Annotated in this window: 23 protein-coding genes and 1 riboswitch; of the genes, 9 read left to right on the top strand and 14 right to left on the bottom strand. The window is 69.7% G+C overall.

Going from position 1 to position 24025, the window contains the following annotated elements; all coding sequences use genetic code 11:
- Positions 1-110: 110 nt before the first annotated feature.
- The 9 genes from ribD to QRD43_RS21510 form a co-directional block, all read right to left on the bottom strand.
- On the bottom strand, positions 111-1451 hold the full coding sequence (gene ribD, locus QRD43_RS21550) for a bifunctional diaminohydroxyphosphoribosylaminopyrimidine deaminase/5-amino-6-(5-phosphoribosylamino)uracil reductase RibD (protein ID WP_285984577.1): 1341 nt from the start codon (positions 1449-1451) through the stop codon (positions 111-113).
- 317 nt (positions 1452-1768) lie between these two features.
- Positions 1769-3100, bottom strand: coding sequence for a type IV pilus modification PilV family protein (locus QRD43_RS21545; protein ID WP_285984576.1), 1332 nt, complete (start codon positions 3098-3100; stop codon positions 1769-1771).
- A gap of 47 nt (positions 3101-3147) precedes the next feature.
- Positions 3148-4521 carry a hypothetical protein gene (locus tag QRD43_RS21540; protein WP_285984575.1) on the bottom strand — a complete coding sequence of 458 codons (1374 nt, stop codon included), beginning with the start codon at positions 4519-4521 and terminating at the stop codon, positions 3148-3150.
- Between the two features lie 71 nt (positions 4522-4592).
- Positions 4593-5372: a hypothetical protein gene (locus tag QRD43_RS21535; protein ID WP_285984574.1), complete on the bottom strand. Its 780-nt coding sequence runs from the start codon at positions 5370-5372 to the stop codon at positions 4593-4595.
- 8 nt (positions 5373-5380) lie between these two features.
- Positions 5381-5995, bottom strand: a complete 615-nt coding sequence (locus tag QRD43_RS21530) for a type IV pilin protein (protein WP_285984573.1) — start codon at positions 5993-5995, stop codon at positions 5381-5383.
- Positions 5996-6013: 18 nt separating this feature from the next.
- Positions 6014-6502, bottom strand: a complete 489-nt coding sequence (locus QRD43_RS21525; RefSeq protein WP_285984572.1) for a GspH/FimT family pseudopilin — start codon at positions 6500-6502, stop codon at positions 6014-6016.
- Positions 6503-6765: 263 nt separating this feature from the next.
- Entirely contained in the window at positions 6766-7209 is a 444-nt protein-coding gene (nrdR, locus tag QRD43_RS21520) for a transcriptional regulator NrdR (protein WP_285984571.1), read from the bottom strand.
- Positions 7210-7224: 15 nt separating this feature from the next.
- Positions 7225-8475, bottom strand: coding sequence for a serine hydroxymethyltransferase (glyA, locus tag QRD43_RS21515; RefSeq protein ID WP_285984570.1), 1251 nt, complete (start codon positions 8473-8475; stop codon positions 7225-7227).
- 66 nt (positions 8476-8541) lie between these two features.
- Positions 8542-8668, bottom strand: a riboswitch (ZMP/ZTP riboswitch).
- Between the two features lie 213 nt (positions 8669-8881).
- Positions 8882-9718, bottom strand: a complete 837-nt coding sequence (locus QRD43_RS21510) for a lytic transglycosylase domain-containing protein (protein WP_285984569.1) — start codon at positions 9716-9718, stop codon at positions 8882-8884.
- A gap of 253 nt (positions 9719-9971) precedes the next feature.
- Here QRD43_RS21510 and QRD43_RS21505 point away from each other — a divergent pair, with 253 nt between their 5' ends.
- Complete coding sequence (locus tag QRD43_RS21505; RefSeq protein WP_285984568.1) at positions 9972-11549, top strand: UbiD family decarboxylase; 1578 nt, start codon at positions 9972-9974, stop codon at positions 11547-11549.
- Positions 11550-11875: 326 nt separating this feature from the next.
- Here the strand turns inward: QRD43_RS21505 and QRD43_RS21500 are convergent, their stop codons facing one another.
- Positions 11876-12661, bottom strand: a complete 786-nt coding sequence (locus tag QRD43_RS21500) for a YdcF family protein (protein WP_285984567.1) — start codon at positions 12659-12661, stop codon at positions 11876-11878.
- A gap of 151 nt (positions 12662-12812) precedes the next feature.
- Here QRD43_RS21500 and msrA point away from each other — a divergent pair, with 151 nt between their 5' ends.
- From msrA to QRD43_RS21475, 5 genes are all read left to right on the top strand, one after another.
- Positions 12813-13367 (top strand): peptide-methionine (S)-S-oxide reductase MsrA, encoded by a 555-nt coding sequence (gene msrA / locus QRD43_RS21495; RefSeq protein ID WP_285984566.1) that lies wholly within the window; start codon positions 12813-12815, stop codon positions 13365-13367.
- Positions 13368-13475: 108 nt separating this feature from the next.
- Positions 13476-14207 (top strand): ABC transporter ATP-binding protein, encoded by a 732-nt coding sequence (locus tag QRD43_RS21490; protein ID WP_285984565.1) that lies wholly within the window; start codon positions 13476-13478, stop codon positions 14205-14207.
- Positions 14208-14275: 68 nt separating this feature from the next.
- Entirely contained in the window at positions 14276-15475 is a 1200-nt protein-coding gene (locus QRD43_RS21485; protein WP_285984564.1) for an ABC transporter permease, read from the top strand.
- Positions 15476-15781: 306 nt separating this feature from the next.
- Entirely contained in the window at positions 15782-16177 is a 396-nt protein-coding gene (locus QRD43_RS21480) for a hypothetical protein (RefSeq protein WP_285984563.1), read from the top strand.
- Between the two features lie 150 nt (positions 16178-16327).
- The gene (locus tag QRD43_RS21475; RefSeq protein ID WP_285984562.1) at positions 16328-18439 is read left to right on the top strand and encodes a TonB-dependent receptor; all 2112 of its coding nucleotides are present in this window, start codon (positions 16328-16330) and stop codon (positions 18437-18439) included.
- A 52-nt stretch (positions 18440-18491) separates the two neighbouring features.
- Here QRD43_RS21475 and pdxH read toward each other — a convergent pair whose 3' ends face one another.
- Positions 18492-19127, bottom strand: a complete 636-nt coding sequence (gene pdxH / locus QRD43_RS21470; protein WP_285984561.1) for a pyridoxamine 5'-phosphate oxidase — start codon at positions 19125-19127, stop codon at positions 18492-18494.
- 123 nt (positions 19128-19250) lie between these two features.
- Here pdxH and QRD43_RS21465 point away from each other — a divergent pair, with 123 nt between their 5' ends.
- Positions 19251-19916 carry a nucleotidyltransferase family protein gene (locus QRD43_RS21465; RefSeq protein ID WP_285984560.1) on the top strand — a complete coding sequence of 222 codons (666 nt, stop codon included), beginning with the start codon at positions 19251-19253 and terminating at the stop codon, positions 19914-19916.
- Positions 19917-20041: 125 nt separating this feature from the next.
- Here QRD43_RS21465 and QRD43_RS21460 read toward each other — a convergent pair whose 3' ends face one another.
- A complete protein-coding gene (locus QRD43_RS21460) occupies positions 20042-20998 on the bottom strand; it encodes an inositol monophosphatase family protein (RefSeq protein WP_285984559.1) in 957 nt (318 codons plus the stop codon).
- A gap of 153 nt (positions 20999-21151) precedes the next feature.
- Here QRD43_RS21460 and QRD43_RS21455 point away from each other — a divergent pair, with 153 nt between their 5' ends.
- On the top strand, positions 21152-21922 hold the full coding sequence (locus tag QRD43_RS21455; RefSeq protein ID WP_285984558.1) for an RNA methyltransferase: 771 nt from the start codon (positions 21152-21154) through the stop codon (positions 21920-21922).
- A gap of 88 nt (positions 21923-22010) precedes the next feature.
- Complete coding sequence (gene cysE, locus QRD43_RS21450; RefSeq protein ID WP_285984557.1) at positions 22011-22778, top strand: serine O-acetyltransferase; 768 nt, start codon at positions 22011-22013, stop codon at positions 22776-22778.
- A 64-nt stretch (positions 22779-22842) separates the two neighbouring features.
- Here the strand turns inward: cysE and mog are convergent, their stop codons facing one another.
- The gene (gene mog, locus QRD43_RS21445) at positions 22843-23457 is read right to left on the bottom strand and encodes a molybdopterin adenylyltransferase (RefSeq protein WP_285984556.1); all 615 of its coding nucleotides are present in this window, start codon (positions 23455-23457) and stop codon (positions 22843-22845) included.
- Complete coding sequence (yjgA, locus tag QRD43_RS21440) at positions 23450-24022, bottom strand: ribosome biogenesis factor YjgA (protein ID WP_285984555.1); 573 nt, start codon at positions 24020-24022, stop codon at positions 23450-23452. Before yjgA ends, mog begins: the two co-directional genes overlap by 8 nt.
- Positions 24023-24025 lie beyond the last annotated feature (3 nt).

Below are 24025 nucleotides of genomic sequence, written 5' to 3'. Positions count from 1 at the left end.
GCAAGCGTGGCTGACCGATCGGGCTACGGCGGCAGATGAACCCAGCCACCCGGCCGCCACGGCGCCTGCCGTGGGCACTGCAAACGGTCGCGGGTGGAAGGGGCGCCGGGTCAGAACCCGAGCTCGGGTCGTCGCAGCCGAAGGCGCACGTCGTCGCCGACGGGACTGCACTCCAGGAGCTCGAAACGCGGGGCGGCCTGCAGGTCCGGCAGCAGTCCCAGTGCAGCCATGCCGCGCCCGTCACCCAGGAGCTTGGGCGCCAGATAGACCAGCAGTTCGTCCACCAGCCCCGCTTGCAGGAGGGCGCCGTTGAGCGTGGCCCCGGCTTCGACATGGAGCTCGTTGATCCCGCGGCGCCCCAGTTCGCTCATCAACGCCACCAGATCGACCCGCGCCGGCGTAGCGCCAGAGTTCTCAGAGCTGGCTCGGCCAGCGAGGAAGAAGCGGGTGTCGGCATCTGCCCCCGAGCCTGCGACTCCACCAGCACTACCACCACCAACGCCAGCGCCGACACCAGCACCGGCGCCGACACCAGCACCAACACGAACGCCAGCGGCGGTCTGCGGCAAGGCCAGGCACTCGACGCCCGCCGGCCATGCCGTTCCGGCCGCGCGCGCGGTGTCGAGCTCGTTGGTGGGGCTGTGGGACTGGGGCGTGCTGGCCGCAGGCGGGGCGGCATCGAGGGCGGCGGGCTCTGTCGCCTCCCGCGCATGAACCAGCAGGACCTTTCCGGGCGCTTGCAGGATGCGGGCGGTCAGAGGGGTCTCCAGGCGAGAGTCGGCGATGACGCGCAGTGGCTGGAGCGGCGGCGTCTCGCCCGTCGGCAGTCGGAGGTCGAGCCGCGGGTCGTCGTCTCGGACGGTGCCGATGCCGGTCAGGATGGCGCCGGCCCGCTGCCGCCACCATTGGCCATCCTGACGGGCGGCCGGGCTGGTGATCCACTGGCTCCGACCGTCGGGCAGTGCCGTGCGCCCGTCCAGGCTGGCAGCGATCTTCAAGCGGACATAGGGGCGGCCGCGAACCATGCGGCTCAGGAAGCCGATGTTGATCTCCCGGGCCTCGTCCGCGCCTAGGCCGAGCTCGCACCGGATGCCGGCCGACTCCAGATGGCGACGCCCCTTGCCCGCGACCAGCGGGTTCGGATCGGCCAGCGCGATGTGAACGTGTCCCACCCGGGCTGCCGACAGGGCCTCGCAGCAAGGCGGCGTGCGGCCATGATGGGCGCAGGGTTCCAGCGTCACATAGACGTGCGCACCGACCAGCGCCTCTTCGCCATGCCCGCGGGCGAGGACATCACGCAGGGCCATGACCTCAGCATGCGGCCCGCCGGCTTGCTGGGTGTGACCGGCCCCGAGCAAATGCCCTTGGGCGTCGGTGATGACGCAACCGACTCGCGGATTGGGATCGCTGAGACCGATGGCCTGACGGGAGAGCGCCAGCGCCATCGCCATGGCGGCCTGAGGAGAGAGGACGGGTTCGGGCTTCAAGGTGCGGGCGGATGCGTTCGGCAGCGGGTGACGAGCCGGTGAGCGATGCGGCTCACGGGCGTTGGTGATTCGGATGCGGATGCGCCGCCCAAGCCAGCCGGGCCGCGAGGGCGCCGCGACCTGAGCGATACCGCGTCGCGTGTGCCGCTCAGGTCGGGGCGCCTTGTTCCGGGCCCGGCCTCGTACCGGATTCGGTTGAGCGCAGCCCGGAGGATAGCTTGCGGCACGCCGGTCTGTTCGCTCCCGGCCGTTTCGCTTCACGGCGCAGCCCCGGGACCGGGCTACTCGGAAGGCTGGTGAGGGAGCGTCGTGGCATCGAGCAGACGCCCCAGCCGCGAGTCTGCGGGCCTTCCGGCTGGACAGGGCAGCTCCGCTCGGATGACCAGAAAGTTCTGTTGCAGCAGCGGACTGTCCACATCCGCATAGCGGTCGGGATGCTCGAGGTTGGAGATGCGCCCATCCTGGTCATAGTCAGCGGTGTAGCGGCACACGCGATGGCGCTTCAGATCCGCCATCATGCCGGTCAGTTCGGTACGCCCGCTCCAGCGCCCGTCGCGACGGCGAGGGGGGACCAGACAGTGATAGCTGACGACGCCTCGCCCCTGGGCTGCGGCCTCCGCGGCATTGCTGGCGCAGCGAGGAGGCGTGGTGGGATTCGGGTCGTTCTGCAGGGCGATCGTCACGCCACCGGGCAGGGCCGGCGAACGCGGCGCTTCGGCGGACGGCGTGGTGCTCAGATCGAAGCGGATCTGACCACTGATCAGCCAGGCACCGCCTGCCGCCATGAGTGCCCGGCAACCGGCAACGTCAGCGTCTCGCAGGTCGTCGACGCTGCGGTCCCCCAGTTCACACAGGCCTTGCACTCTGCCTGTGCGGATATCAAGGAGCCAGGCGAGCGTCACGCCGGGCTCCGGCTGGAACACGGCCCACCCGTCGCCCAGAGCCCGCGCGCTGGTCGGCACGGCCGCATGCCGGCCGGCGCTGAGGAGCACGTCTCCCGCCGGTGGCCGACTCAGCGCGACCAGCGCGAGCAACGGCTGGCGCGGGGTCAGGCGGGCGGGCCAGTGCAGGGGCTGCCATGCGCCACTCCGGTCTTGCCAGCGCACCTGCAGGTCCAGGTCCCGAAGAGGCCCTGCGTCGTCACCTGTCAGTTGCTGATGAAAGGCATACGACGTGTTGTCGAGGGTCAGCTGCCAGTCGTCCTGGAGTGTTCTGGCCGCGCTGGCTCGTCCTGCCCGGTCGAGGGCAAAAGGAGCGCTGCGCAACGCGGTGTCCGCCGTCCGCCCCTCGGAATCCACGGGCCGCATGCCTGCCTCCGGAACATGCGCTGGCGGGGCGTCCGGTACCTGTGCGCGCAGACGCTCGACCTGAGCTTCGGCCAGCACCGCCGCCGCCGAGCGGTCTCGGGCGAAGTCGCTGTGCGCACGCAAGGCCGCCTGCCCCTTCAGCAGCAGGACCATGCCAGTACTGAGCACCAGGCTGCAGACCAGCGCTTCGACCAGCCCCCAGCCCGACTGCCGGCGGCGCTTGTCGTGGCCGGCTCGAACGGAGGGGGAAGGCGTGGCAGGGGAAGACGAGGCAGGGGAAGATGTTGCGGCGTGATGCTTCGTCATGGGTGCCATGCTCCTGGGGGGGGCCGTAGGGGACGTTCGGTGCTGCATCACGGCGTCCAGCCGCCAGGCAGCCGGATCCAGGTGCCCAGTTGGTCTGCCAGGGTTCGCAGGACGGAGGCGCTGTAGACGATCTGGACTTGCCCGGCCACTTCGCTGGACTCGGCACTGAGCAGGGCGCCGTCAATCCGCAAGGAGGCGCCCGCTGCCTGGAGGCGGCTGGGACCATGGCTGTACAGAAGCCCCGAGATTTGCACGGGGGCATCGAGGTCGAGGGCGTCATCGCAAATCAGCAGGACCGGGCGCTCCAGGCGGCCGAGGGTTACCGGCGTCCTGAGACGCAGGGGCCCCCGGATCCAGAGCCAGGGGTGACCTGCCCGCACCTGCGAGTCGAGTTGGGCGCTGCAGTCCGCCTCAGCACTGCAGTCCACGAACGTGACGCTGTGCTGCGCGCGGTACGCGGCGGGCGCCATGCCGAAGAAGCGCTGGAAGAAGGTGCCGGGTTCCTTCGCGAGCTCGGGGTCGCCCGGGCGGGCCAGCGTGGCCGTGGCGCTGCCCGGTGGGCCCTGGAGATGGCCTTCGGCGCCCCGGATGGCCCCGCCCGCCTGCACGGCCCAGGTGCCATGAGCGTCCGGTGGCATCGCCACGCCGGCTGGCGCGGCCGCGAGGCTGCGCAAGTCGATGGTGCCCCCTGCCATCAACGCGCTGCCGGGCAGACGCGGCAGCGCCGTGGCCAGCATGACGAGTTGAGACTGGGCCGACGCCGGGAGCGGGCTGGAGGCCGGCAAGTCAGCCACGGCGCAGCGGAGCTGCCCCTGAGCGCAAGACTGCACCACCAGACGCAGCGTACGGCGGTGCCAGTGCGCCGCGTCGGGGCGCTCCAACCCTTGGATCGCCAGACTGAAGCCCGGATGGAGCTCCGTGGTGGGGAGGCGGCTGGCCGGCAGCGGCGGCGTGTCGGAGCTGCCCAGCGTGGCCAGAGGCAGTGGCTCCCGAAGCGCCGCCTGACGCCGCTCCGGGACCATTGCCGGGGGCGTCGCCGGGGGCGCCGACGGCGGGGTGAGCTGGGGACGGGGCGTCGAAAGAGCCGGCACCGGGCATTGGCAGCGCCAGGCGGCGTCGTCATGGAAGCACTGAAACTGCCGCCCCTGCCACGCCGAGCGTACACGCCGGTTGCCTTTGGCGTCGGTATCGGTCAACTGCGCGGCCAGTGGGACGCCAGCGGCGGGGTGGGTGTTGCCCGCTGCGCGGCAGTCCGGGGTCAGCGCCGGACCGTTGAGCAACTGCAGCCCCCAGTCCAGGCCGCTCTCGTTGAGACTCTGGCGTTGCTGGGCCTGCACCAGGGCGTCACTGCCGAGCAGATCGGCCAGGAGCAGCCTTGCACCCAGCATTGTGGTCATCCCCATCAGGAGCAGCAGCACCATGAGGGTCGCCAGCGTGGCAGCTCCGGCGCTGTGACGGCCGGGGCGGCTGGTGTGGGGGAAAGGTCTTGGCTTCAACATGATGCAGGCGCGAGTTCGAGGTGATCGTTGCGGACGTGCACGGTGCTGTGGAGGCTGCGCACCGCTGAGGCGTCCAGGAGCGACTGGCCGGTCAGCACCACTTCGACGAGCTGCCCCTGCAGGCTGGCGATGCAGGTGGTCGCCCTGTCGGGGCAGGAGCAGGCGGGCGCGGCCTGCGCTTGCCTGTCGAGGTGCACGAGCAGACGGGTGAAGTGCACGGTGTTGCCGTCATTCCAGGGCTGCCAGCTGCGCTCCAACAAGTACTGCAGCTGCCCCTGGCGAAGGCGGAAGCCACGATCGACTCGCCGCTTGCCGGCGTCAGCCTCCACCCGGTCAAAACTGAGCACGAGACCATCGCCCGAGGTAGTGGGCGGCACCGGCGTCCCATCCAGCAGCACCTCCAGCATGGGCACCGCGTGGGGTGCCCGGGCCTCGGTGCCGGGCTCCGGGACCAGCTCATGCGCCTCGAGTTCCGCGCCAGCCCGGCGGATCTCCAGCTGCATCAAGGACATGGCGTTGCGGAGATCCTGTTGCAACAGCGTTTCGGCCAGAAGGTGCTTGTGCTCTCGCAGCTGGCTCACCATCAGGCCTCCCGCGGTGGCGCACAGGAAGAGGCCCAGGGCCATCCCCAGCAGCAGGTCCACGAGCGTCAGGCCGGCTTGCGCAGCGCGGCCGGGTCGGGGAGGGCGAGGGACGGCGTAGCACGGAGGCCGCAGCAAGGCGTGGCTGCCCCGCTGGGTGGTCCGCGGCGCGCCTTCATTGAGAACGTTCATGGCCATCCTCACTGCGGCCAGCACGCGTCAGTGGCACTGCCGGCGCGGTCGGTGGCGGTCTGGAAGACCTGCTGACCATCGAGGGTGAGACGAAGCTCGGCGCAGGGCGCGTCACGGGACTGCGTGCTACCGAGCAGGGGCGTCGCCGTGGCGACGAAGCCCTGGCGGAACGGATCGTCGTCGGCACCGCCTGCGTCGGATGCCGGAAGCCCTCGCAGCCGAAGCTCGTAGTGCCGGAGCGACGGAGCGACCGTTTTCAGTTCTGCCAGGCTGCGGGCGTAGTGGCGATGGTTGCTCCGGTAGCGCGCCTGGGCGTGGAGCAGGCTCGTGAGCGCCGTCTGGGCTTCGCTGCGACGAGCCTTGTGCAGCTGCGCCTCGAAGCGCGGCCACGCCAGCAGGCACAGCACGAGCGAGATCAGCATCACGATCAGCAGCTCGATGAGTGTGAAGCCACGCGCCCACGGCCCTTCATTGGCGCGCAGGTGTGAGGCGTGTGCCGGGCTTGCGCCGGGGATCGGGGCCGTGGTGGGCGGCGGGTGGCGATGCGGGTGGCGATGCGGGTGGAAAGGGATGGGCGGCCGGACCATGGCCGCGGCAGGGCGGGATGAAGTGGCAGCGTGCATGGGGTGCTCCGGCCGTCGTCACGCGGCGCCGCCGCTGCAGGATGGGAGCGCACGCGAGGCCCAGCCCTGGGCGCAGCTGCGGACACGCCCGACGGGACTGACCACGTACCAGATGCCTCGCCCCGACGCGGGCTCTTCGACGCGGAAGGTCCCGGCGCTGGTCACGAAGCCCTCGCCGGCATGCAGGGTGATGCCCGGGACGTTGGCCGCGATCTGCGTGTGGCTGCTGCTGGCGATCCATCGGAAGCGGATGGGGAGAGCCTCGCCATCGCACTGGGCGGTGCTGGCGGTGCAGCGACAGCGGTCATGCGCCGCGCTGTGCAGGATGTAGCAGCTGCCGCCCAAGGATCCCAGCACGCTCAGGCGCAGCGACTGCTGGCCGCCGATGGCCAGGCTGCGGGCGAGCTGCAGGTCGTGCGAGAAATCAGCGGCGAGCGCCTGCAGCCGATGCTGCCGGATCGACGCCTGGAACGAGGGCAGGGCGATGAGGCACACGATGCCCAGCACGGCTAAGCAAAGAAGGGCATTGACCAGCGTGAAGCCTTGCCCGGTGCGACGGGCAGACCTGACGCAGAGGCGGGGGCCCATGCGCACCGCATGAGGGCAGACGTTGGAGCGAGAGGGGAGGTGATCGGGACGCATGACAGGCCTTCGTGAGTGAAGGCTTGTCAGCGTAGGGACCTCGCGTCACGGACGCATCCGTCCGCCGTGTGATGGGCTCGACCTGGAATCCGCAGGACTGCGGATGAACTCCGTGCAGCTGGTGCCGCTCAGATGTCCCGGATCAGCTGACGGAATTCGTCGACGTCCTCGAAGCTGCGGTAGACCGAGGCGAAGCGGACGTAGGCCACCTTGTCGATGCGCTTGAGCTCGCGCATGACCAGCTCGCCCAGCTTGGTGGACGGAATTTCCCGGGCCCCGCTGGTCAGTAGCTTGTCCTGGATGCGCTCCAGAGCGGCGTCGATCTGCTCGATGCTCACCGGCCGCTTGCGCAGGGCCAGCTGCATGGAAGCGCGCAGCTTGGAGGGGTCGAAGTCGGCGCGGGTGCCGTCCTTCTTGACCACCGCGGGCAAGGCGATTTCGGCGCGTTCGTAGGTGGTGAAGCGCTTGTCGCAGCTCAGGCAGCGCCGCCGACGGCGCACCACGTCGCCCTCATCCGACTCGCGGGTCTCGGCGACCTGGGTTTCGTGATGGGAACAGAAGGGGCAGCGCATCGGCGGCGGACCGGCTTAGCGGTAGACGGGGAACTGGCGGGTCAGGGCGGCGACCTTCTCGCGCACCGTGGCCAGGTTGGCCTCGTCATGCGGCTTGTCCAGCACGTCGGCGATCAGGTGAGCGGTGGCGCGCACCTGTTCTTCCTTGAAGCCACGCGTGGTCATGGCCGGCGTGCCCAGACGGATGCCGCTGGTGACCATGGGCTTCTGCGGATCGTTGGGGATGCCGTTCTTGTTGCAGGTCATGTGGGCAGCGCCCAGGATGGCCTCGGCTTCCTTGCCGGTCAGGCCCTTGGGACGCAGATCCACCAGCATGACGTGGCTCTCGGTGCCACCCGAGACGATGCGCAGGCCGCGCTCGATCAGGGTCTCGGCCAGCACCTTGGCATTCTTGACGACCTGCTCCTGGTAGGCCTTGAACTCGGGGCTCAGGGCTTCCTTGAAGGCCACGGCCTTGCCGGCGATGACGTGCATCAGGGGGCCGCCCTGGATGCCCGGGAAGATGGCCGAGTTGATCTTCTTGGCGATGTCTTCGTTGTTCGTGAGGATGATGCCGCCGCGCGGACCACGCAGACTCTTGTGCGTGGTGGAGGTCACGACGTCGGCATGCGGCAGCGGATTGGGGTACACGCCGGCGGCGATCAGGCCGGCATAGTGGGCCATGTCCACCATGAAGTAGGCGCCGATCTCCTTGGCGATCTTGCCGAAGCGCTCGAAGTCGATGCGCAGGGAGTAGGCGGAGGCGCCGGCGATGATCAGCTTGGGCTTGTGCTCGCGGGCGATGCGCTCCATGGCGTCGTAGTCGATGGCTTCGTTGGCGTCGAGGCCGTAGGACACGACCTTGAACCACTTGCCGGACATGTTCAGCGGCATGCCGTGCGTCAGGTGGCCACCTTCGGCGAGGCTCATGCCCATGATGGTGTCGCCGGGCTGCAGCAGGCCGAAGAACACGCCCTGGTTGGCCTGGGAGCCGGAATTGGGCTGCACGTTGGCGAACTGGGCGCCGAAGAGCTGCTTCAGGCGGTCGATGGCCAGCTGCTCGACGACGTCAACGAATTCGCAGCCACCGTAGTAGCGCTTGCCGGGGTAGCCCTCAGCGTACTTGTTGGTCAGCTGGCTGCCCTGGGCCTGCATGACGGCCGGCGAGGTGTAGTTCTCGGAGGCGATCAGCTCGATGTGCTCTTCCTGACGCTGGTTCTCGTTCTGGATGGCGGTCCAGAGGTCGGGATCGATGGCGGCCAGGGTGGATTGGGTGCGGTCGAACATGGTGTCAGTGGGAATCTAGGGTTGTAGCCGGGCCCGGACCACAAGTCAGCTCCTTGAAGCTCCTTGCTCGGCTGCCCAGGCGAACGGCTGATCTGCCTGCCACCGAGGGTGTGCCGGCAGCCGCGCTCCCCGGTGGTCACCCACCTTGGCCCCTGAATGTGCAGAGGCATCATCGCCAGTTGCGCGGCCCGTGGAGTGTAGCGGGTCCGGCCCGGGGCCTGACGCGTCATTGCGCACCTGCAAGGTCAGACAGATGTGACCGGGATGAGCGATCCGGATCGCCCGCCGCAGGGGGATGGGGCCGCAAGTCGCCTCGCAGAGCCGCCCTCAAGCGAAAAGCCCCGGCCGGATGGGCTGGGGCTTGTGGGGCGCCGGGCTCGCGTGGCCGGCGGGCTGGGGCGATGCCTCAGTGCAGCAACGCCACTTGCTGAGGCGCCGACGAGGCCATGGGGGCCTGCGGCTCGGTCGAGGGCCGGGGCGCGGGCGAGCGGCCGGCGGCCACGGCCTTGAGCTGCTCGTGCTCGTTGAGCACGCGGCCCGCATAGCCGGCGTCATCGCTCAGGTTGGCGGCGCCCACGTAGTACTTGAGCCCGTCCTCCAGGCTTCCGCCTCGCTGGATGCACTCCTTCAGCACCTGGACCCCGACGCGCAGGTTGGTGACCGGGTCGAAGGCCGCATGGGTGCCGCCGAAGGCCTCGTACTTGTCGTCATGGACGCGCGTCATCACCTGCATCAGGCCCTGTGCGCCCACGGTGCTCTGGGCAAACGGATTGAAGCCGGACTCCACGGCCATGATGGCCAGGATGAGCGTGGGCTCGACCTTGGCCTTCTGGCCCACGACCCAGGCTTCCTGGACCAGGCGGGCGACGGGCTCCGGCGCGACCTTGTAGCGGCGGGCCAGCCATTGCGCCACGGCCGCCTGCGGACGGCTGAGCTCCTTGGGGTTGATGGCGGTCGCGCGCTGGATGGCGCTCGGGTCGCTCATCGTGTTCAGCACATCGCCGCTCGCTTCCGCGCGGGCTTCCTGACGGGCACTGAGCCAGCCGAGGGTCTGGCTCTCCAGTTGATGACGCAGGTCGGCCTGGCTGGCGAAGGTGGCCAGCACGGCGACGACGGCAAGGCCCAGCAGGGCCAGGGTGTTGTGACTGACGACCAGCAATCCCTGGCCAATGTCCTTGAGAAACACCTCGGTCGCGATGCGGGCATGGCGTCCGAGGCTCAACAGGTTAGCTTGCGCTGTCATGTGACTCCTTTCTTCTCCGCCCGACCCCCACCCTTGCTGATGCATGGGGCAAAGACCGACGGCGATAATGGGCCGCCTCAGAGGCGGGCGGGCTCTAGAGCCCGGCCGCAGGCGGCGTCCATTGGCAGCGATCGTGCGCTTGAACCCTGGAACGGCGCACGGGTTAACCCTTGCTGGTGCAAGGTTGGCGCGATTCTAAGGACGAAAAATAACCGGTCAAGCCTATAAGGGCTTGTCTTAATAACTGATAGTTATGAAATACAGAGATCTGCGGGCCTTCATGGCCGGCCTGGAAGCCCAGGGCGAGCTGCGCCGCGTGAAGGATCCCGTGAGCACGCACCTGGAGATGACGGCCCTGTGTGATCGGGTGCTCCGTGCGGAAGGCCCGGCCCTTCTTTTTGAGAATCCGGTGACCCCCCAAGGTCTTGGGGCCCCCCCGATGCCGGTGCTTGGCAACCTGTTCGGCACGCCCCGACGGGTGGCGCTTGGCATGGGCGCCGAGAGCCTGGCCGAACTGAGAGACGTCGGGCAACTCCTGGCCAACCTCAAGGAGCCCGAGCCACCTCGGGGCCTCAAGGATGCCGGCAAGCTGCTCCAGATGGGCAAGGCGTTGTGGGACATGAAGCCGAGCCTGGTCTCGCGCCCGGCCTGCCAGGCCAACATCCTCCAGGGGGATGAGATCGACCTGGGACGGCTCCCCATTCAGTACTGCTGGCCGGGGGATGCGGCGCCCCTGTTGACCTGGGGGCTGGTGATTACGCGTGGTCCGCAGGGCGGCGCGAAGCCTCGGTTGCGCCAGAACCTGGGCATCTACCGCCAGCAGCTCATCGGGCCACGCCAGCTGATCATGCGCTGGCTGGCGCATCGGGGGGGCGCACTGGACTTCCGGGACTTCGCGCTCGCCAATCCGGGTCAGCCGTTCCCGATCGCCGTGGCGCTGGGGGCCGATCCGGCCACCACGCTCGGGGCCGTCACGCCCGTGCCGGACAGTCTGTCCGAGTACCAGTTCGCCGGCCTGCTGCGCGGCTCGCGCACCGAGTTGGCTGACACGTCGGTGGGCGAGGGGGGCCGGATGCTGCAGGTGCCGGCCACGGCCGAGATCATCCTGGAAGGCCACATCCCGCCCGCCGCCCCCGGCTTCGAGGGGCGCAGCGCGCATGGCGTGCCGCTCAAGGAGATCAAGGGCTATCTCCATGCCCTTGAGGGGCCGTACGGGGACCACACGGGCTACTACAACGAGCAGGACTGGTTCCCGGTCTTCGAGGTCCAGCGTCTGACGCACCGCGATGACCCGATCTACCACAGCACCTACACCGGGAAGCCGCCTGACGAGCCCGCCGTGCTGGGCGTGGCGCTGAACGAGGTCTTCGTGCCCATCCTGCAGAAGCAGTTCACTGAGATCGTCGATTTCTACCTGCCCCCGGAAGGCTGCAGCTACCGCATGGCGGTCATTTCGATCCGCAAGAGCTACCCGGGCCATGCGAAGCGCCTGATGTTCGGCCTGTGGAGCTTCCTGCGGCAGTTCATGTACACCAAGTTCATCGTCATCGTGGACGACGACGTCGACGTGCGGGACTGGAAGGAAGTGGTCTGGGCCATCACCACCCGCATGGACCCGGTCCGGGACACGACGCTGGTCGAGGGCACGCCCATCGACTATCTGGACTTTGCCTCGCCCGTCAGCGGCTTGGGCGGCAAGATGGGTTTGGACGCCACCAACAAGTGGCCGGGGGAAACCTCGCGGGAGTGGGGCCGGACGATCACGATGCCGGAAGCGGTGCTGCAATCCAGCCAGGCACTGTTCGACAAGCTCTTTGCTGGCAAGGACTGAGGGCGCAGTCCCTGCCGCCTGTGCGCTGGCGGTCTGGACTCCAGCCGCCATGATCTGGGTGAGGCCTGGGCTTGACCTGGGGTAAACCAGGATCATGGCGGCCTCAGTTCTTTCTTGAAGATGCCGGAAGCACCGCCTAGCTTAGAGAGGCCTGACGACAGGCATCTCAACTGGCGCAGTCTCTGCGCGCCAGGGGCCCTCCGGTCGTTCACCGTTGAGCTCCATCGGTGGCGCCAGCCACCCACCCCTCCGCGCGAAAGCCCGGAGGGGTTCCTCTTTTAGGGGTATGCCGTCTCGTGCCCTGCGGTGGTGAGGTGGTTTCTGGCTCAATGCCCGGCCAGCAGTCCCAGACCCTCATAGAAGACATAGCGCATGCGGCGGTAGCCGGCCTCGCTGGGCAGCCAGTCATAGGGCGTGAGCTGGTCCAGCCCACGCCCTCCCACGGGTGCTGGCACCAGACGCAGCGAGGCGTTCTCGGCCAGCGCAGCGGCCTGGAAAGCTCTCAGGGCGCGTGGCATGTGCTCCGCATGGGTGACGATCACGACCTGCCGGACCCCCCGGGCGCGCAGCAGCGGCAGGCTCAGGCGGGCGTTCTCGCGGGTGTCCCGCGCCGCCGGCTCGACAAGGTCCAGCGAAAGACCGAGTTCCTCGCGTGCCACCTGAGCGGCCACATCCGCCTCCGGCACGTCACCGGGCTTTGCAGGGCTCGGCAGGCCGCCCGAGAAGCCCAGCGGCCAATGACAGCGACGGGCGAGGTAGGCGCCATGACGCAAGCGCGCGAGCGTTTCCAGCTTGAGGTCCGGGCCCGCGCGCTCGCTGCTCCACTGATGAATCCCGCCGCCCAGCACCAGGACCAGGGTGTGCGCCTGCGCCTGGCACGCGGCGGGCGTCGGGAGCAGGGGCGGCGGCGGGCTGAGAAGGGAGCGCTGCAGCAGGAGAGCCGGCGCCTCGCACAGGGACAGCCACATCGGCAGCAGGCTCAGCGGCAGCAGCAGACGCCAGCGCCCTGCACGCCGCCACAGCACCAGGCCGGCCAGCAGCGGCGGCAGCAGCAGGCCGGGCGGGGCCAGCAGGGCCAGGCAGGCGGCCTTGACGGGGTTGTAGAGATCCATCACGTGAGGGTGTGCTGAAGTTGATGCTCAAACCTGCGGACGACTGCGCTGTTCGTGGGCGCCAGGACGGCCGCGATTTGAGCACGCCGGTCAGGGCTGGCGGCACAATGCAGGCTGATCCTGATCTCACCCGTCTATGGAGAAACACGCGATGAGCCATGCCGGCACGGGCCGCATCACCCTGGGGGGCGGCTGCTTCTGGTGCACCGAGGCGGTATTCGCACGCGTCCGCGGCGTGCAGGCGGTCGAGCCGGGCTACTGCAACGGCGACATGCCCAACCCCAGCTACGAGCAGGTCTGCACCGGGCGGACCGGGCACGCCGAAGTGGTCCGCATCGACTACGACCCGGCCCAGGTCACGTTGCGGCAGCTGCTGGAGGTCTTCTTCTGCATCCACGACCCCACGAGCCTGAATCGCCAGGGTGCCGACGTCGGGACCCAGTACCGTTCGGGCATCTATGTTGAGCAGGCGCAGGACGAGGCCGAGGCGCGCGCCTTCGTGGCCGAGGCCAACGCAGCCCTGGGCGGCCGGGTGGTCACGGAAATCGAGCCCCTGCGGCTTTACAGCACGGCCGAGCCCTACCACCACCAGTATTTCGCCCGCAACCCGGACCAGGGCTACTGCGTCTTCGTGGTGGCCGGCAAGGTCGACAAGTTCACAAAGACGTTTGCCCACCTGATGCGAGCCGATGGGGGCGAGGCCTGAGGTGATTCAGACACCGGACTTCTCTGCCCACCGGCCCCGGCCTTGCCGCGGCATGGCCTCGCGGCGGCCCATGCCCGTCCCACCTTGGAGTGCCAGAGGAGCTTGGGCATGACCGTGCTCAGCGAGCCGATGATCGCCTGGCATGGCCTGCGCCATGCATATGCCGGCGGCGCCCTGCTGTATTTCGACGACTTCGTGCTGGCGCCCCGACATCACCTGCTGGTCCATGGCCCGTCCGGTGCCGGCAAGACGACGCTGCTGAACCTGATGGCCGGGCTGCTGCGCCCCTCCGACGGGCAACTGCGACTGGCGGGCGTGGAACTCGGGCGCATGCATGGGGCAGACGTCGATCGCTGGCGCGGGCGTGAGCTGGGCCTCGTGTCGCCGCGCCTGCACCTGAGCCCGGTGCTGAATGTGCTGGAAAACCTGCGTCTGCCCTTCCTGGCGGCCGGCCTGCGAGTCGACAAGGACCGCATCGGCCTGGTCATGACCAGTCTCGGCTTGGAGGGGCTGGCCAAACGCCGGGCGACACAGCTCAACCAGGGCCAGCTACAGCGCGTGATCCTGGCGCGGGCCTTGCTCCGCGGGCCACGTGTCCTCATTGCCGACGAACCGACCGCCAACCTGGACGAGGAGGGTGGCGAGCGCATGATCGGCCTGCTGTGCCAGGCGGCGGCGGAGCATCACGTCACCCTCGTGGTCACCACGCATGATGCTCGCGTGGTGCAGCGTTTCCAGGCCCTGCTGCCGGTCCAGCTGCACCGCTTGCGCAACCTGGGCTGGCTGGCCTCCGGCCTCACCGCGGGGCTCAGCAGCGTGCTCGGAGGGGTGCGGGAGTGAGGCGGCTGGGACTTCATCTGCCTTGGCTGGCCTGGCGTCATCTGTGGTCCCGCCCGCTGTACGCGGCCGTGAGCGTGCTGCTCATGAGCCTGGCGCTGGCGGTGGCCGGGCTCCTGCTGCAACTGGCCCAGCGCCTGCCCCAGCAACTGGACCATGAACTGCAGGGCACGGAGCTGCTGGTCGGGCCGCGCGGGGATCCCTGGCGCCAGATTCTGTCGGGGCTGCTGTTCCTGGGTGAGCCCAGCAGCAGCCTGCCGTACGAAGCGCTGCCCCTGCTGCGGGGCCTGCCCCAGGTGCAGCAGGCGGTGCCGGTGCTGATCGGACCCCGTCACCAATCCTTGCTCGTACTGGGCACCGAGCCGGCGTTCCTGACGATGCGGCAGGCGCGGCTGGCGCAGGGGCGCGTCTTCGAGCATGTGATGGAGGTCGTGCTCGGTGCGGACGCCTCGCAGCGCCTCGGCCTGGGGGTGGGGGCCCAATTCAGCGGAGCCGATGTTCAGCGGCCCTTCGTGGTGGTGGGCGTGCTGGCCCGCCAGGGCTCCACGCTCGACGGCCTGATCCTCACGGACCTGAGTTCGCTCTGGTCCCTGCGGCAGCCTTCCGGCGCGCTGCCGGCCGGGCTCTCGGAGGGGCTGGGAGGGGCAGACCCGCTCGCGGGGGCGCCGCCGCGGGCCCTGCCAGCCGCTCTGGATGGGGCGGTCGCGGGCGAGGAAAGCCTTGGCGACATCAGCTTCGTGCTGGTCAGCCCGGCCGGCCCGGAGTCGCTGAACGTGCTGCTACCGTGGCTGAACACGCAGGGCGGCCTGCTGGCAGCCGTCCCGCGGGACGAGATCGGGCGCATGAAGGCCTCCCTGGCCTGGCTGCCGACGCTGCTGACCACCCTGCTGTCCCTGCTGCTGCTGTGCGCCTGGCTGGCGGCCTTCGCGCTGATGCTGCAGGCCCAGGAACAGCGGCGGCAGGATCTCGTCCTGCTGCGCGTGCTCGGCGCGCCCGCCTGGCGCGTCGCCCTGCTGCCGGTCCTCGAATGGCTGTGGGTGAGTGCGCTGGCCCTGGGCATGGCCTGGGTGGCGACCGAATTCGCATGGATCCAGTCCCGGCGTCTGGCAGCGCCAGAGCAGCTGCATTGGCTGGGCACCCAGGGCCGAATGATGGTCTTCGGAGGGCGGCTGGCGGTGCTCGGCTTGCTGCTCGCCCTGGCCGGCGCGGCTTGGCCGGCCTGGTGCGCCTGGCGTCTGCAGGTCTCGCGCCTGCTTCAGCCGGGGGAATGAGCCCCGCGCATCCTCCAGGCTACGGGGCATGCCTGATGGCACGGGGGAGCCTGGCGTGCACAATGCCGCTGCGCCTGGCTGCCTTGGCAAGGCCGTGCACCTGACCTTCACTACCGACGCCGTGATCGTGTCTTCCGTCTGCATCCACCGCTGTGCTTCTCTGGCAGCCCTGGCACACCAGGGTTGGGCCGGCGCGCGTCGGCCGGCAGGCGGTGCTGGGTGCGGTCGAGCGCCGATGGCCTGGGGCGAGGCCCTGACCGGCGCGGTCCGGGACCGCGGCCAGGGCCCGGGCCAGGAGCGCAAGCGATGAGCGCGTCGCGCGTGCATCGCGCTGCCCGTCCCGACCGCCAGCGCTGGGGAGGCTGGCCTCTCCACGTCTGGCTGGCCTTGTGCCTGCTGCTGGCCCAGGGGCTGGGCCAGGGGCACCGCATTGCGCACCAGGGAGCCCGGCTCGCCGCGTCCGCTGTGCTGGCCGGGGCGATGCCCGCCGAGGCAACGGCCACCGATGGCTGGGGCCATGCGATCGGGTCGGCGGACTGCCAGCTGTTCGACCACCTGGCCCAGGCCGACCAGGCGGGTGCGCCTGACCACCCCCATGCCCTGCTGTCGCGCGTCGTTGAGTGCCCCGGGGCGCCTGCGGCGGCTTCTGCGGCCTTGCCCAGGCCTTGCGCCTGTGCGCGAGGCCCGCCCGTTCTGGCCTGAGATCCCGCCCCACGCCTTGGGGCTGATGACGCCTGGCCGCCGTTGAACGGCCAGGTCGGGGTGCCATCGCGTGCCACCCTCCTCTCGGATCCGGCGAGGCTTGATCAAGCCCGCCACATCAGGCGGCCGTTCACTGACGGCCCATGCACCATGCAAGAACGCTCTCTTCACGCCGCGCTGCGCGCGGCTCACTCCGCCATCGCTTCGGTGAATCTGTCCACCCTGAGCCGGCCGCTGACCCTGCGGCCCACGGTGCTCGTCCTGAGCCTGATGGCAGCCGCGCTGGCCCATGCCGAGGGCAGCACGGCGGACCGCCAGACCCTGGACACCGTGCAGGTCACCGGCAATCCGCTGGGCAACAAGGAACTGGCTCAGCCGGGGCAGTCGCTGTCCGGCGATGCGCTGCTGCTGCGTCGTGGCGCCAGCCTCGGCGAGACGGTCGAAGGCCTGCCCGGCGTGGCGGCCACCTCCTTCGGTCCCAACGCCAGCCGGCCCACCATCCGGGGGCTGGATGGCGAACGGGTGCGCATGCTCAACAACGCCGGCGCCTCGCTCGATGTGTCCAGCCTGAGCTATGACCATGCCGTGCCAGTCGATCCGCTGGTGGTCGACCGGGTCGAGGTGCTGCGCGGGGCGGCAGCCCTGCTGTATGGCGGCAATGCCATCGGCGGCGTGGTGAACACCATCGACAACCGCATCCCTCGCAGCCGCGCGCAGGGTTTGTCCGGCGCGGTGGACCTGCGTTTGGGCGGCGCGTCCGGCGAGCGCGCCGTGGCGGCGGTGCTGGATGGCGGGCAGGGGCCCTGGGCCTGGCATGCCGACGTCTCCCGCCGCCTGGCGGATGACCAGAAGACACCGGCCTTCACCTCGCCGGACGGCCTCCGGCAGGACCGCGTGCGCAACTCCGCCAGCGCGGCGCGCAGTGCCGCCCTGGGCGGAGCCTGGGTGGGCCAGGACGGCTACGCCGGCCTGAGCTTCGATGACTATCGCAACGACTACGGCGTCACCGTGGAGCCCGACGTGAAGATCGCCATGCAGCGCCAGCGCGTGGCGGGCGCCGGCGAGCAGCGCTGGCAGTCGGGCTTCCTGCGCAAGGTCCAGTGGCAGTTCAGCCGCGCCCGCTACCAGCACGACGAGATCGAGGGCGATGGTTCGCTGGGCACACGCTTCTCGCAGCACGGATCGGAGCTGCGCGTGCAGGCGGAGCATGCGCCGCTGGCCGGTGCGCGCGGGGTGCTGGGTTGGCAGCTGGAGAACAGCCGCTTCGAGGTGCAGGGCGAGGAAGCGCTGATGCCAGGCAACCGCAGCCGGGCGCAAGGTCTCTTCATCCTGGAGCAGTGGAGCGACGGGCCATGGCAGCTGGGCCTGGGTGCGCGGCGGGACCAGGTGCGCGTCCGCTCGGACGGTGACGCCGTGGATGCCGAGGAACCGCGCTTTGGCGAAGGCCTGGAACGGCGCTTCTCGCCGAAGAGCGGCTCTGCAAGCGTGACCTGGCATCCGGTGGCCGACCTCGGGCTCAGCTTGAACGTCAACCACTCCGAGCGGGCGCCGTCCGCCGGCGAGCTCTTCGCCAAGGGCGTGCACGTGGCGACGGGCGCCTTCGAGCAGGGGGACGCGACGCTCGGCCTGGAGCATGCCAGCGGCCTGGACCTCGGCCTGCACTGGAAGCACCGGGCCGGAAGCATCGAGCTCAACGCCTACCGCACGCGCTTCAAGGACTACATCGCGCTGCGGGCGACGGGGGCGACCGTGCCCGGTGAGGGCGCCGAGCGGCTGCCGGTCTACGCGTACCAGGCCGTGGGCGCCCGCCTGCAGGGGCTGGAGCTGAACGTGCAGCAGGACCTGGAGATGCGCTGGCTCCCCGGCACGCTGGGGGGCTGGCACTGGCAGGTTGGCTTGCAGATGGACTGGGTCCGCGGCGACGACCTGAGCCATGGCGAGCCGCTGCCGCGCATTGCGCCGCGGCGGACCACGCTGAGCCTCGAGGGGCAGGGCGGCCCCTGGGGATGGCGGCTGGAGATCCAGCAGGCCGCGACCCAGGCGCGTGTACCGTCGGAGGACCGCGCGACGCCGGGCTACACGGTGGCCAAGCTGGCCTTGAATCGTCAGTTCCGCTGGGAGCAGATGGACGCGCTGTGGTACCTCAAGCTCGACAACCTCGGCAACACGCTGGCCTACCGGGCCGCCAGCATGCCCACGATCCGGGACTGGGCGCCGTTGCCGGGGCGCAGTCTGTCGACGGGTGTGCAGCTGCGCTTCTGATCGAGGACGGAGCCGGGCGCCGGGGGCAGCGCGGGCGGCACTCGCCGGCTGCTCAGGGTGCCAGGCGCTCCCGCACCCAAGCACCGCCCTCGAGGCGGTAGCGGATGCGGTCGTGCAGGCGCGAGCGGCGGCCCTGCCAGAACTCCCAGCGCTCGGGCACGAGGCGGTAGCCGCCCCAGTGCGGCGGGCGCTCGGGCTTCAGGCCATGCTGGGCGGCGGCCTTGGCCGCATTGGCCACCAGCACGGCCCGGGAGCTGATCACCTGGCTTTGCGGGGACGCCCAGGCGCCCAGGCGCGAGTCAAGCGGCCGCGAGTGGAAGTAGGCATCCGACTCCTCGGCGCTGACCTTCTCGACGCGCCCCTCGATGCGCACCACCCGCTCCAGCTCCACCCAGTGGAACTGCAGGGCGGCGAAGGGATGGACCGCGAGCTCCTGACCCTTGCGGCTCTCGTAGTTGGTGAACCAGACGATGCCGCGCTCGTCGAGGCCCTTGATGAGCACGATGCGCGTGGAGGGGCGGCCGTCTTCGCCGACGGTGGCCACGGTCATCGCGTTGGGCTCGGGAACCTCGGCTTTCAGGGCCTCGTCCAGCCACTGGCGGAACTGAAGGAGCGGCTCGCCGGCGGCCCCGGATTCGTCCAGCTCGGCCAGCTCGTAGCTCTTGCGCAGATCGGAAAGCTTGTTCATACCGGGAGTATCACTCAGGCGGGAACTCCTTAAGTGAAGCCCCCTATGGGGAGCCCCCTGGCGTGCAGGCATGCTGCAGGGCAACAGCCGCTGAACAGGCGGCGACATAAAAAGGTGATTCGAATGGATGAACGACGGCCTGTTGTCGTCGTGCTGGCCGCTGGCCAGGGCAGCCGCTACAAGGGCCCCGGACACAAGCTGCACCAGGAACTGCGTGCGGGCGAGACCGTGCTTCAGCGCACGGTCGCCCAGGTCCGGGCCTCGGGCCTGCCGTGGGTGATCGTCACGACCCAGGCGATGAAGGATCAGGTCCAGTGCCTGGTCTCGCGCCTCGACCAGCTGGTGCTGCTGCCCGAGCGGGGTGTGCAGGGTCAGGTCTTGCCAGTCGGCATGGGGCACAGCATCGCGGCGGGCGTGTCTGCCACGGGGGATGCGCCTGGATGGGTGCTGATGCCGGGAGACATGCCCGGCGTCATGCCCGACACGCTGCGCGCGGTGGCCGAAGGGCTCGGCGAGCAGGCCGTGGCCTTTGCCCAGCACCGGGGTCGCAGCGGCCAGCCGCTGGCCTTCTCGGCGGAGCTGTACTCCGACCTTGTGGGCCTGCAGGGCGACGAGGGCGCGCGGCGCCTGGTGGCGCGCTACCCCGCCGTGGGCGTGGAGGTGCCGGATCCTGCCGTGCTCGAGAGCATCGACACCCTGGAGGATCTTCAGCGCCTGCGCGAGCGGGCGTCCGCGGAGTCCCCGCAAGCAATGCTGCAGGGCACCTCGGTGGCCGGCACCTGGCGCTGAGCACGTCCTGGCCAACGCCGAAGCGACACGTGCCTGTGCCCATGAAAAAGGCGCCCGGATGCTGCATCGCGGGCGCCTCGTGAGGCGGACGGCACCTGGGTTGGCGCCGGCAACCGTGATCGGCCTCAGACCGGGGCGTCGTCGCCCTTGTCGGTCTTCTTGATGCGCACCGGGCCGCGCTTGCGCTCGGCAGGCGCAGCGGCGACCTTCTTGGCGACGGCCGCGCTGGCGTCGTCGGCCGGCTTGCCGTCCTCGTCGAGGTCTTCCTGCTTGATGACGCGGGTGTAGGGCGCCAGGATCTGGACCAGCTGGCCGTAGATGCGGGGGTTGCCCGCCACGATCTCGCGCTGGTGCAGGAAGTCCGCCTCGCCCGTGAAGTTGCCCACCAGGCCACCGGCCTCGGCAATGATCAGCGAGCCTGCGGCCACGTCCCAGGGATGCAGGCCGGTCTCGAAGAAGGCGTCGTAATAGCCGGCAGCCACGTAGCAGAGGTCCAGCGCCGCGGCGCCCGGGCGGCGCAGGCCGGCACATTCCTGCATCACGGCCTCGAACATCTTCAGGTAGCGCTTGAAGTTGTCACCCCGGCGGAAGGGGAAGCCCGTGCCGATGAGCGCATCGCTCATGCGGGTGCGGCGAGACACGCGCAGGCGGCGATCGTTCAGGTAGGCACCGCGGCCCTTGGTGGCGTAGAAGAGATCGTTGCGGGTGGGGTCGTAGACCACGGCCTGCTGGACCACGCCGCGGTGGGCCAGGGCGATGGAGACCGCATACACGGGGAAGCCGTGGATGAAGTTGGTGGTGCCATCGAGCGGGTCGATGATCCACTGGAATTCGGAGGTCTTGTTGCCGTGCTCACGGCCCGATTCTTCGGCGAGGATGCCGTGATCGGGATAGGCCTGCAGCAGCGTCTCGATGATGAGCTGCTCGGCAGCCTGGTCCACCTCGGTCACGAAGTCGTTGGGCGACTTGCTGTTGATTTTGAGGATGTCGAGGTCCAGGGAGGCGCGGTTGATGATGGATCCCGCTGCACGGGCCGCCTTGATGGCGACGTTGAGCATGGGATGGAGAGAAGCTTGCGTCATGCGTGAACCTGCAAACGAAAGAGGTGGACTGGCGAAGGAAAAGAGCGGGCGCTGCGTGAGGGTCCAGGGGACCGGCGGGCTGGACGGGGTCTTTCGACGCACTCCAGACGGCCTCCACGGCGCGGATAATCGGCCATTTTAGCCGAGAACCCCATGTCCGCCAGCGTGGAATCCACACGATTTGTCCTGATTCAGACCAGCCACCCCGGCAACGTCGGGGCTGCCGCCCGGGCGATGAAGGTGATGGGCTTCACCGAGCTGGTGCTGGTGCGCCCGCGATTCCCTGATGTGCTGAGCCAGGAGGACACCATTGCCATGGCCAGCGGCGCCGCGGACATCCTCGCGCGTGCCCGCATCGTCGAGACGCTGGAGGAGGCGCTGGACGGCGTCACCTATGCCTGCGCGACCGCCATGACGCCGCGGGACTTCGGCCCGCCCACCTCCGCGCCGCGACCGCTGTTCGCCGAGCTGGCGACGTCGGGGCACAAGCTGGGCCTCGTCTTCGGTTCCGAGCGCTACGGCATGAGCAATGAGGACGTCTACCGCTGCCACGCCGTGCTCTCGATCCCCACGCATCCCGAGTACGGCTCGCTGAACCTCTCGCAGGCCGTGCAGCTGCTGGCCTACGAATGGCGGCAGGCGCTGGGCGGCTTCGAGGTCGCGTCCCGCACGGCGGATCCGCAGCTGGCCGACGGCCGGGCGGTGCAGGGGCTGCTGGCGCACCTGCAGGAAGCGCTCGAGCACATCGGCTACCTGGACCCCGCGGCCCCGAAGAAGCTGATGCCGCGGCTCAACCAGCTCTTCAACCGCGCGCAGCTCACCCAGGAGGAGGTTCACATCCTGCGCGGCATGGCCCGCAGCATGCTGCGTCTGCAGGGCCCGGGGGAGGGGGGCGCGTCTCGTCCGGAGGCCCGCGAGGACTGATGCTTTTGCCAAGCCCCCACGCCCACCCGCGCGGCACCTCGCCGCTACACTGGCGCTCCCTTGTCCCTGACACCCCGGCCCCATCACCATGTTCAAGCGCCTGCGTGAAGACATCCAGCTGATCCTCGAGCGCGACCCGGCCGCGCGCAGCAGCTGGGAGGTGCTGACCTGCTATCCCGGCCTGCATGCCCTCGTGATGCACCGCCGCGCGCACTGGTGCTGGACCCACGGGCTCAAGTGGCTCGGGCGCTTCATCTCGCACCTCTCGCGCTTCCTGACCGGCATCGAGATCCACCCCGGCGCGAAGATCTCGCGCCGCGTGTTCATCGACCACGGCATGGGCATCGTCATCGGCGAGATGGCCGAGATCGGCGAGGGCTGCACCATCTACCAGGGCGTGACGCTTGGCGGCACCTCGCTCATCAAGGGCGCCAAGCGGCACCCGACGCTGGAGCCTGGCGTGATCGTCGGGGCGAACGCCTGCGTGCTCGGTGGCTTCACCGTCGGCGCCGGCGCACGCATCGGCTCGGGCGCCGTGGTGACCAAGCCCGTGCCGGCCGGCGCGACGGCGGTCGGCAACCCGGCGCGCGTCATCGAGGCGCAGGCGGATGCCGAGCGCGAAGCCGCCGCGGCACGCATGGGGTTCTCGGCCTATGGCCTGACGCAGGGCGACGACCCGGTGGCGCAGGCCATGAAGGGGTTGATCGACAACGCCGCCGGCCACGAGCACCAGATCGCGCTGCTGTGGCAGGCCATCGCCAAGCTGTCCGAGTCGCAACGCAGCGACTGCGTGCCCCAGGATGCCCAGCAGGACGAGTGCTTCGACGCCGCCTCGCTGAGCAAGCTGGTGAAGTAGCCGGCCGCGGCAGCCAAGCACAAAGGGCGCCTCAGGCGCCCTTTGTCATGGAGGATCGCGGTGCTCAGGCCGTCGGGCGGGGGCGTATCGCGCTCTTGGGACGGAAAGCCTTGATGCGTTCGTCCCGGGTCTCCAGGTAGGGGCCGCCGATGAGGTCGATGCAGTACGGAACGGCCGCGAAGATGCCGCTGACCAGCACCTCGCCCTCGGGCGAGCGCAGGCCCTCCAGCGTTTCGGCGATGCTCTTGGGCTGGCCGGGCAGGTTCAGGATCAACGCCTTGCCGCGGATCACCGCGGTCTGGCGCGACAGGAGTGCCGTCGGCACGAATCGCAGCGAGATCTGGCGCATCTGCTCACCGAAGCCGGGCATCTCGCGGTCCGCGATGTCCCGTGTGGCATCCGGCGTGACGTCGCGCGGGGCGGGGCCCGTGCCGCCGGTGGTGAGCACGAGATCGCAGCGTGCGTCATCGACCAGCTCGCGCAGCGTGGCTGCAATCAGCGGGCGCTCGTCCGGGATGAGGCGGGCCTCGAAATGCAGCGGGTTGAGCAGGGCGGCGCCCAGCCAGTCCTTCAGCGCGGGCAGGCCCTTGTCTTCGTACACGCCGGTCGAGGCGCGATCGGAGACGGACACGATGCCGATGCGGACCGGCTCGAAGCCCGTGGCCACGGCCTCACTCATCGCCGTCGCCTTCCAGCACGTCGTCCGAGGCGTCCTGCGCCACGCGCTTGGCCTCGGCCTTGATGAACTGGAACAGCTCGCGGAAGGCGCGGCCGCTGCGCTGCTCCGGGGCGGCCGAGGCATCCTTGCGCGCGGCGCGCACGAGGCTGCGCAGCTGTTGCACGTCCACGCCCGGGTGGCGGGCCATGAAGTCCTGCAACGCGTCGTCCTGCGCCAGCAGGCGCTCGCGCCAGGCCTCGCTCTCGTGCAGGGTGAGGCTGTCCTGCGCCCGGCCCAGCTTGAAGTCGGCCACGGCCTGGCGCACCGGCTCGGCGTCGATCTTGCGCATCAGCTTGCCGAGGTACTGCATCTGCCGGCGGCGGCCCTCGAAGTTGGTGATCTTCTTGGCGGCCTTGATGGCGTCGAGCAGGATTTCGGGCAGCTGGAGCGGCTCGAGGCGGCTGGCGGGCAGCGTCAGCAGGTCCTCGCCCAGCGACTGCAGGTCGTGCATGTCGCGCTTGAGCTGGGTCTTGCTGGGGCGGCTGAAGTCGTCGTCAGCGCCGGTGTCGTCGTAGGAATGGTGCATGGG

Origin of the sequence: Roseateles subflavus (assembly GCF_030285365.1) — a bacterium.
GTDB classification, from domain to species: Bacteria; Pseudomonadota; Gammaproteobacteria; order Burkholderiales; family Burkholderiaceae_C; genus Roseateles_B; species Roseateles_B subflavus.
This window is presented reverse-complemented; position numbering and strand designations above follow the sequence as displayed.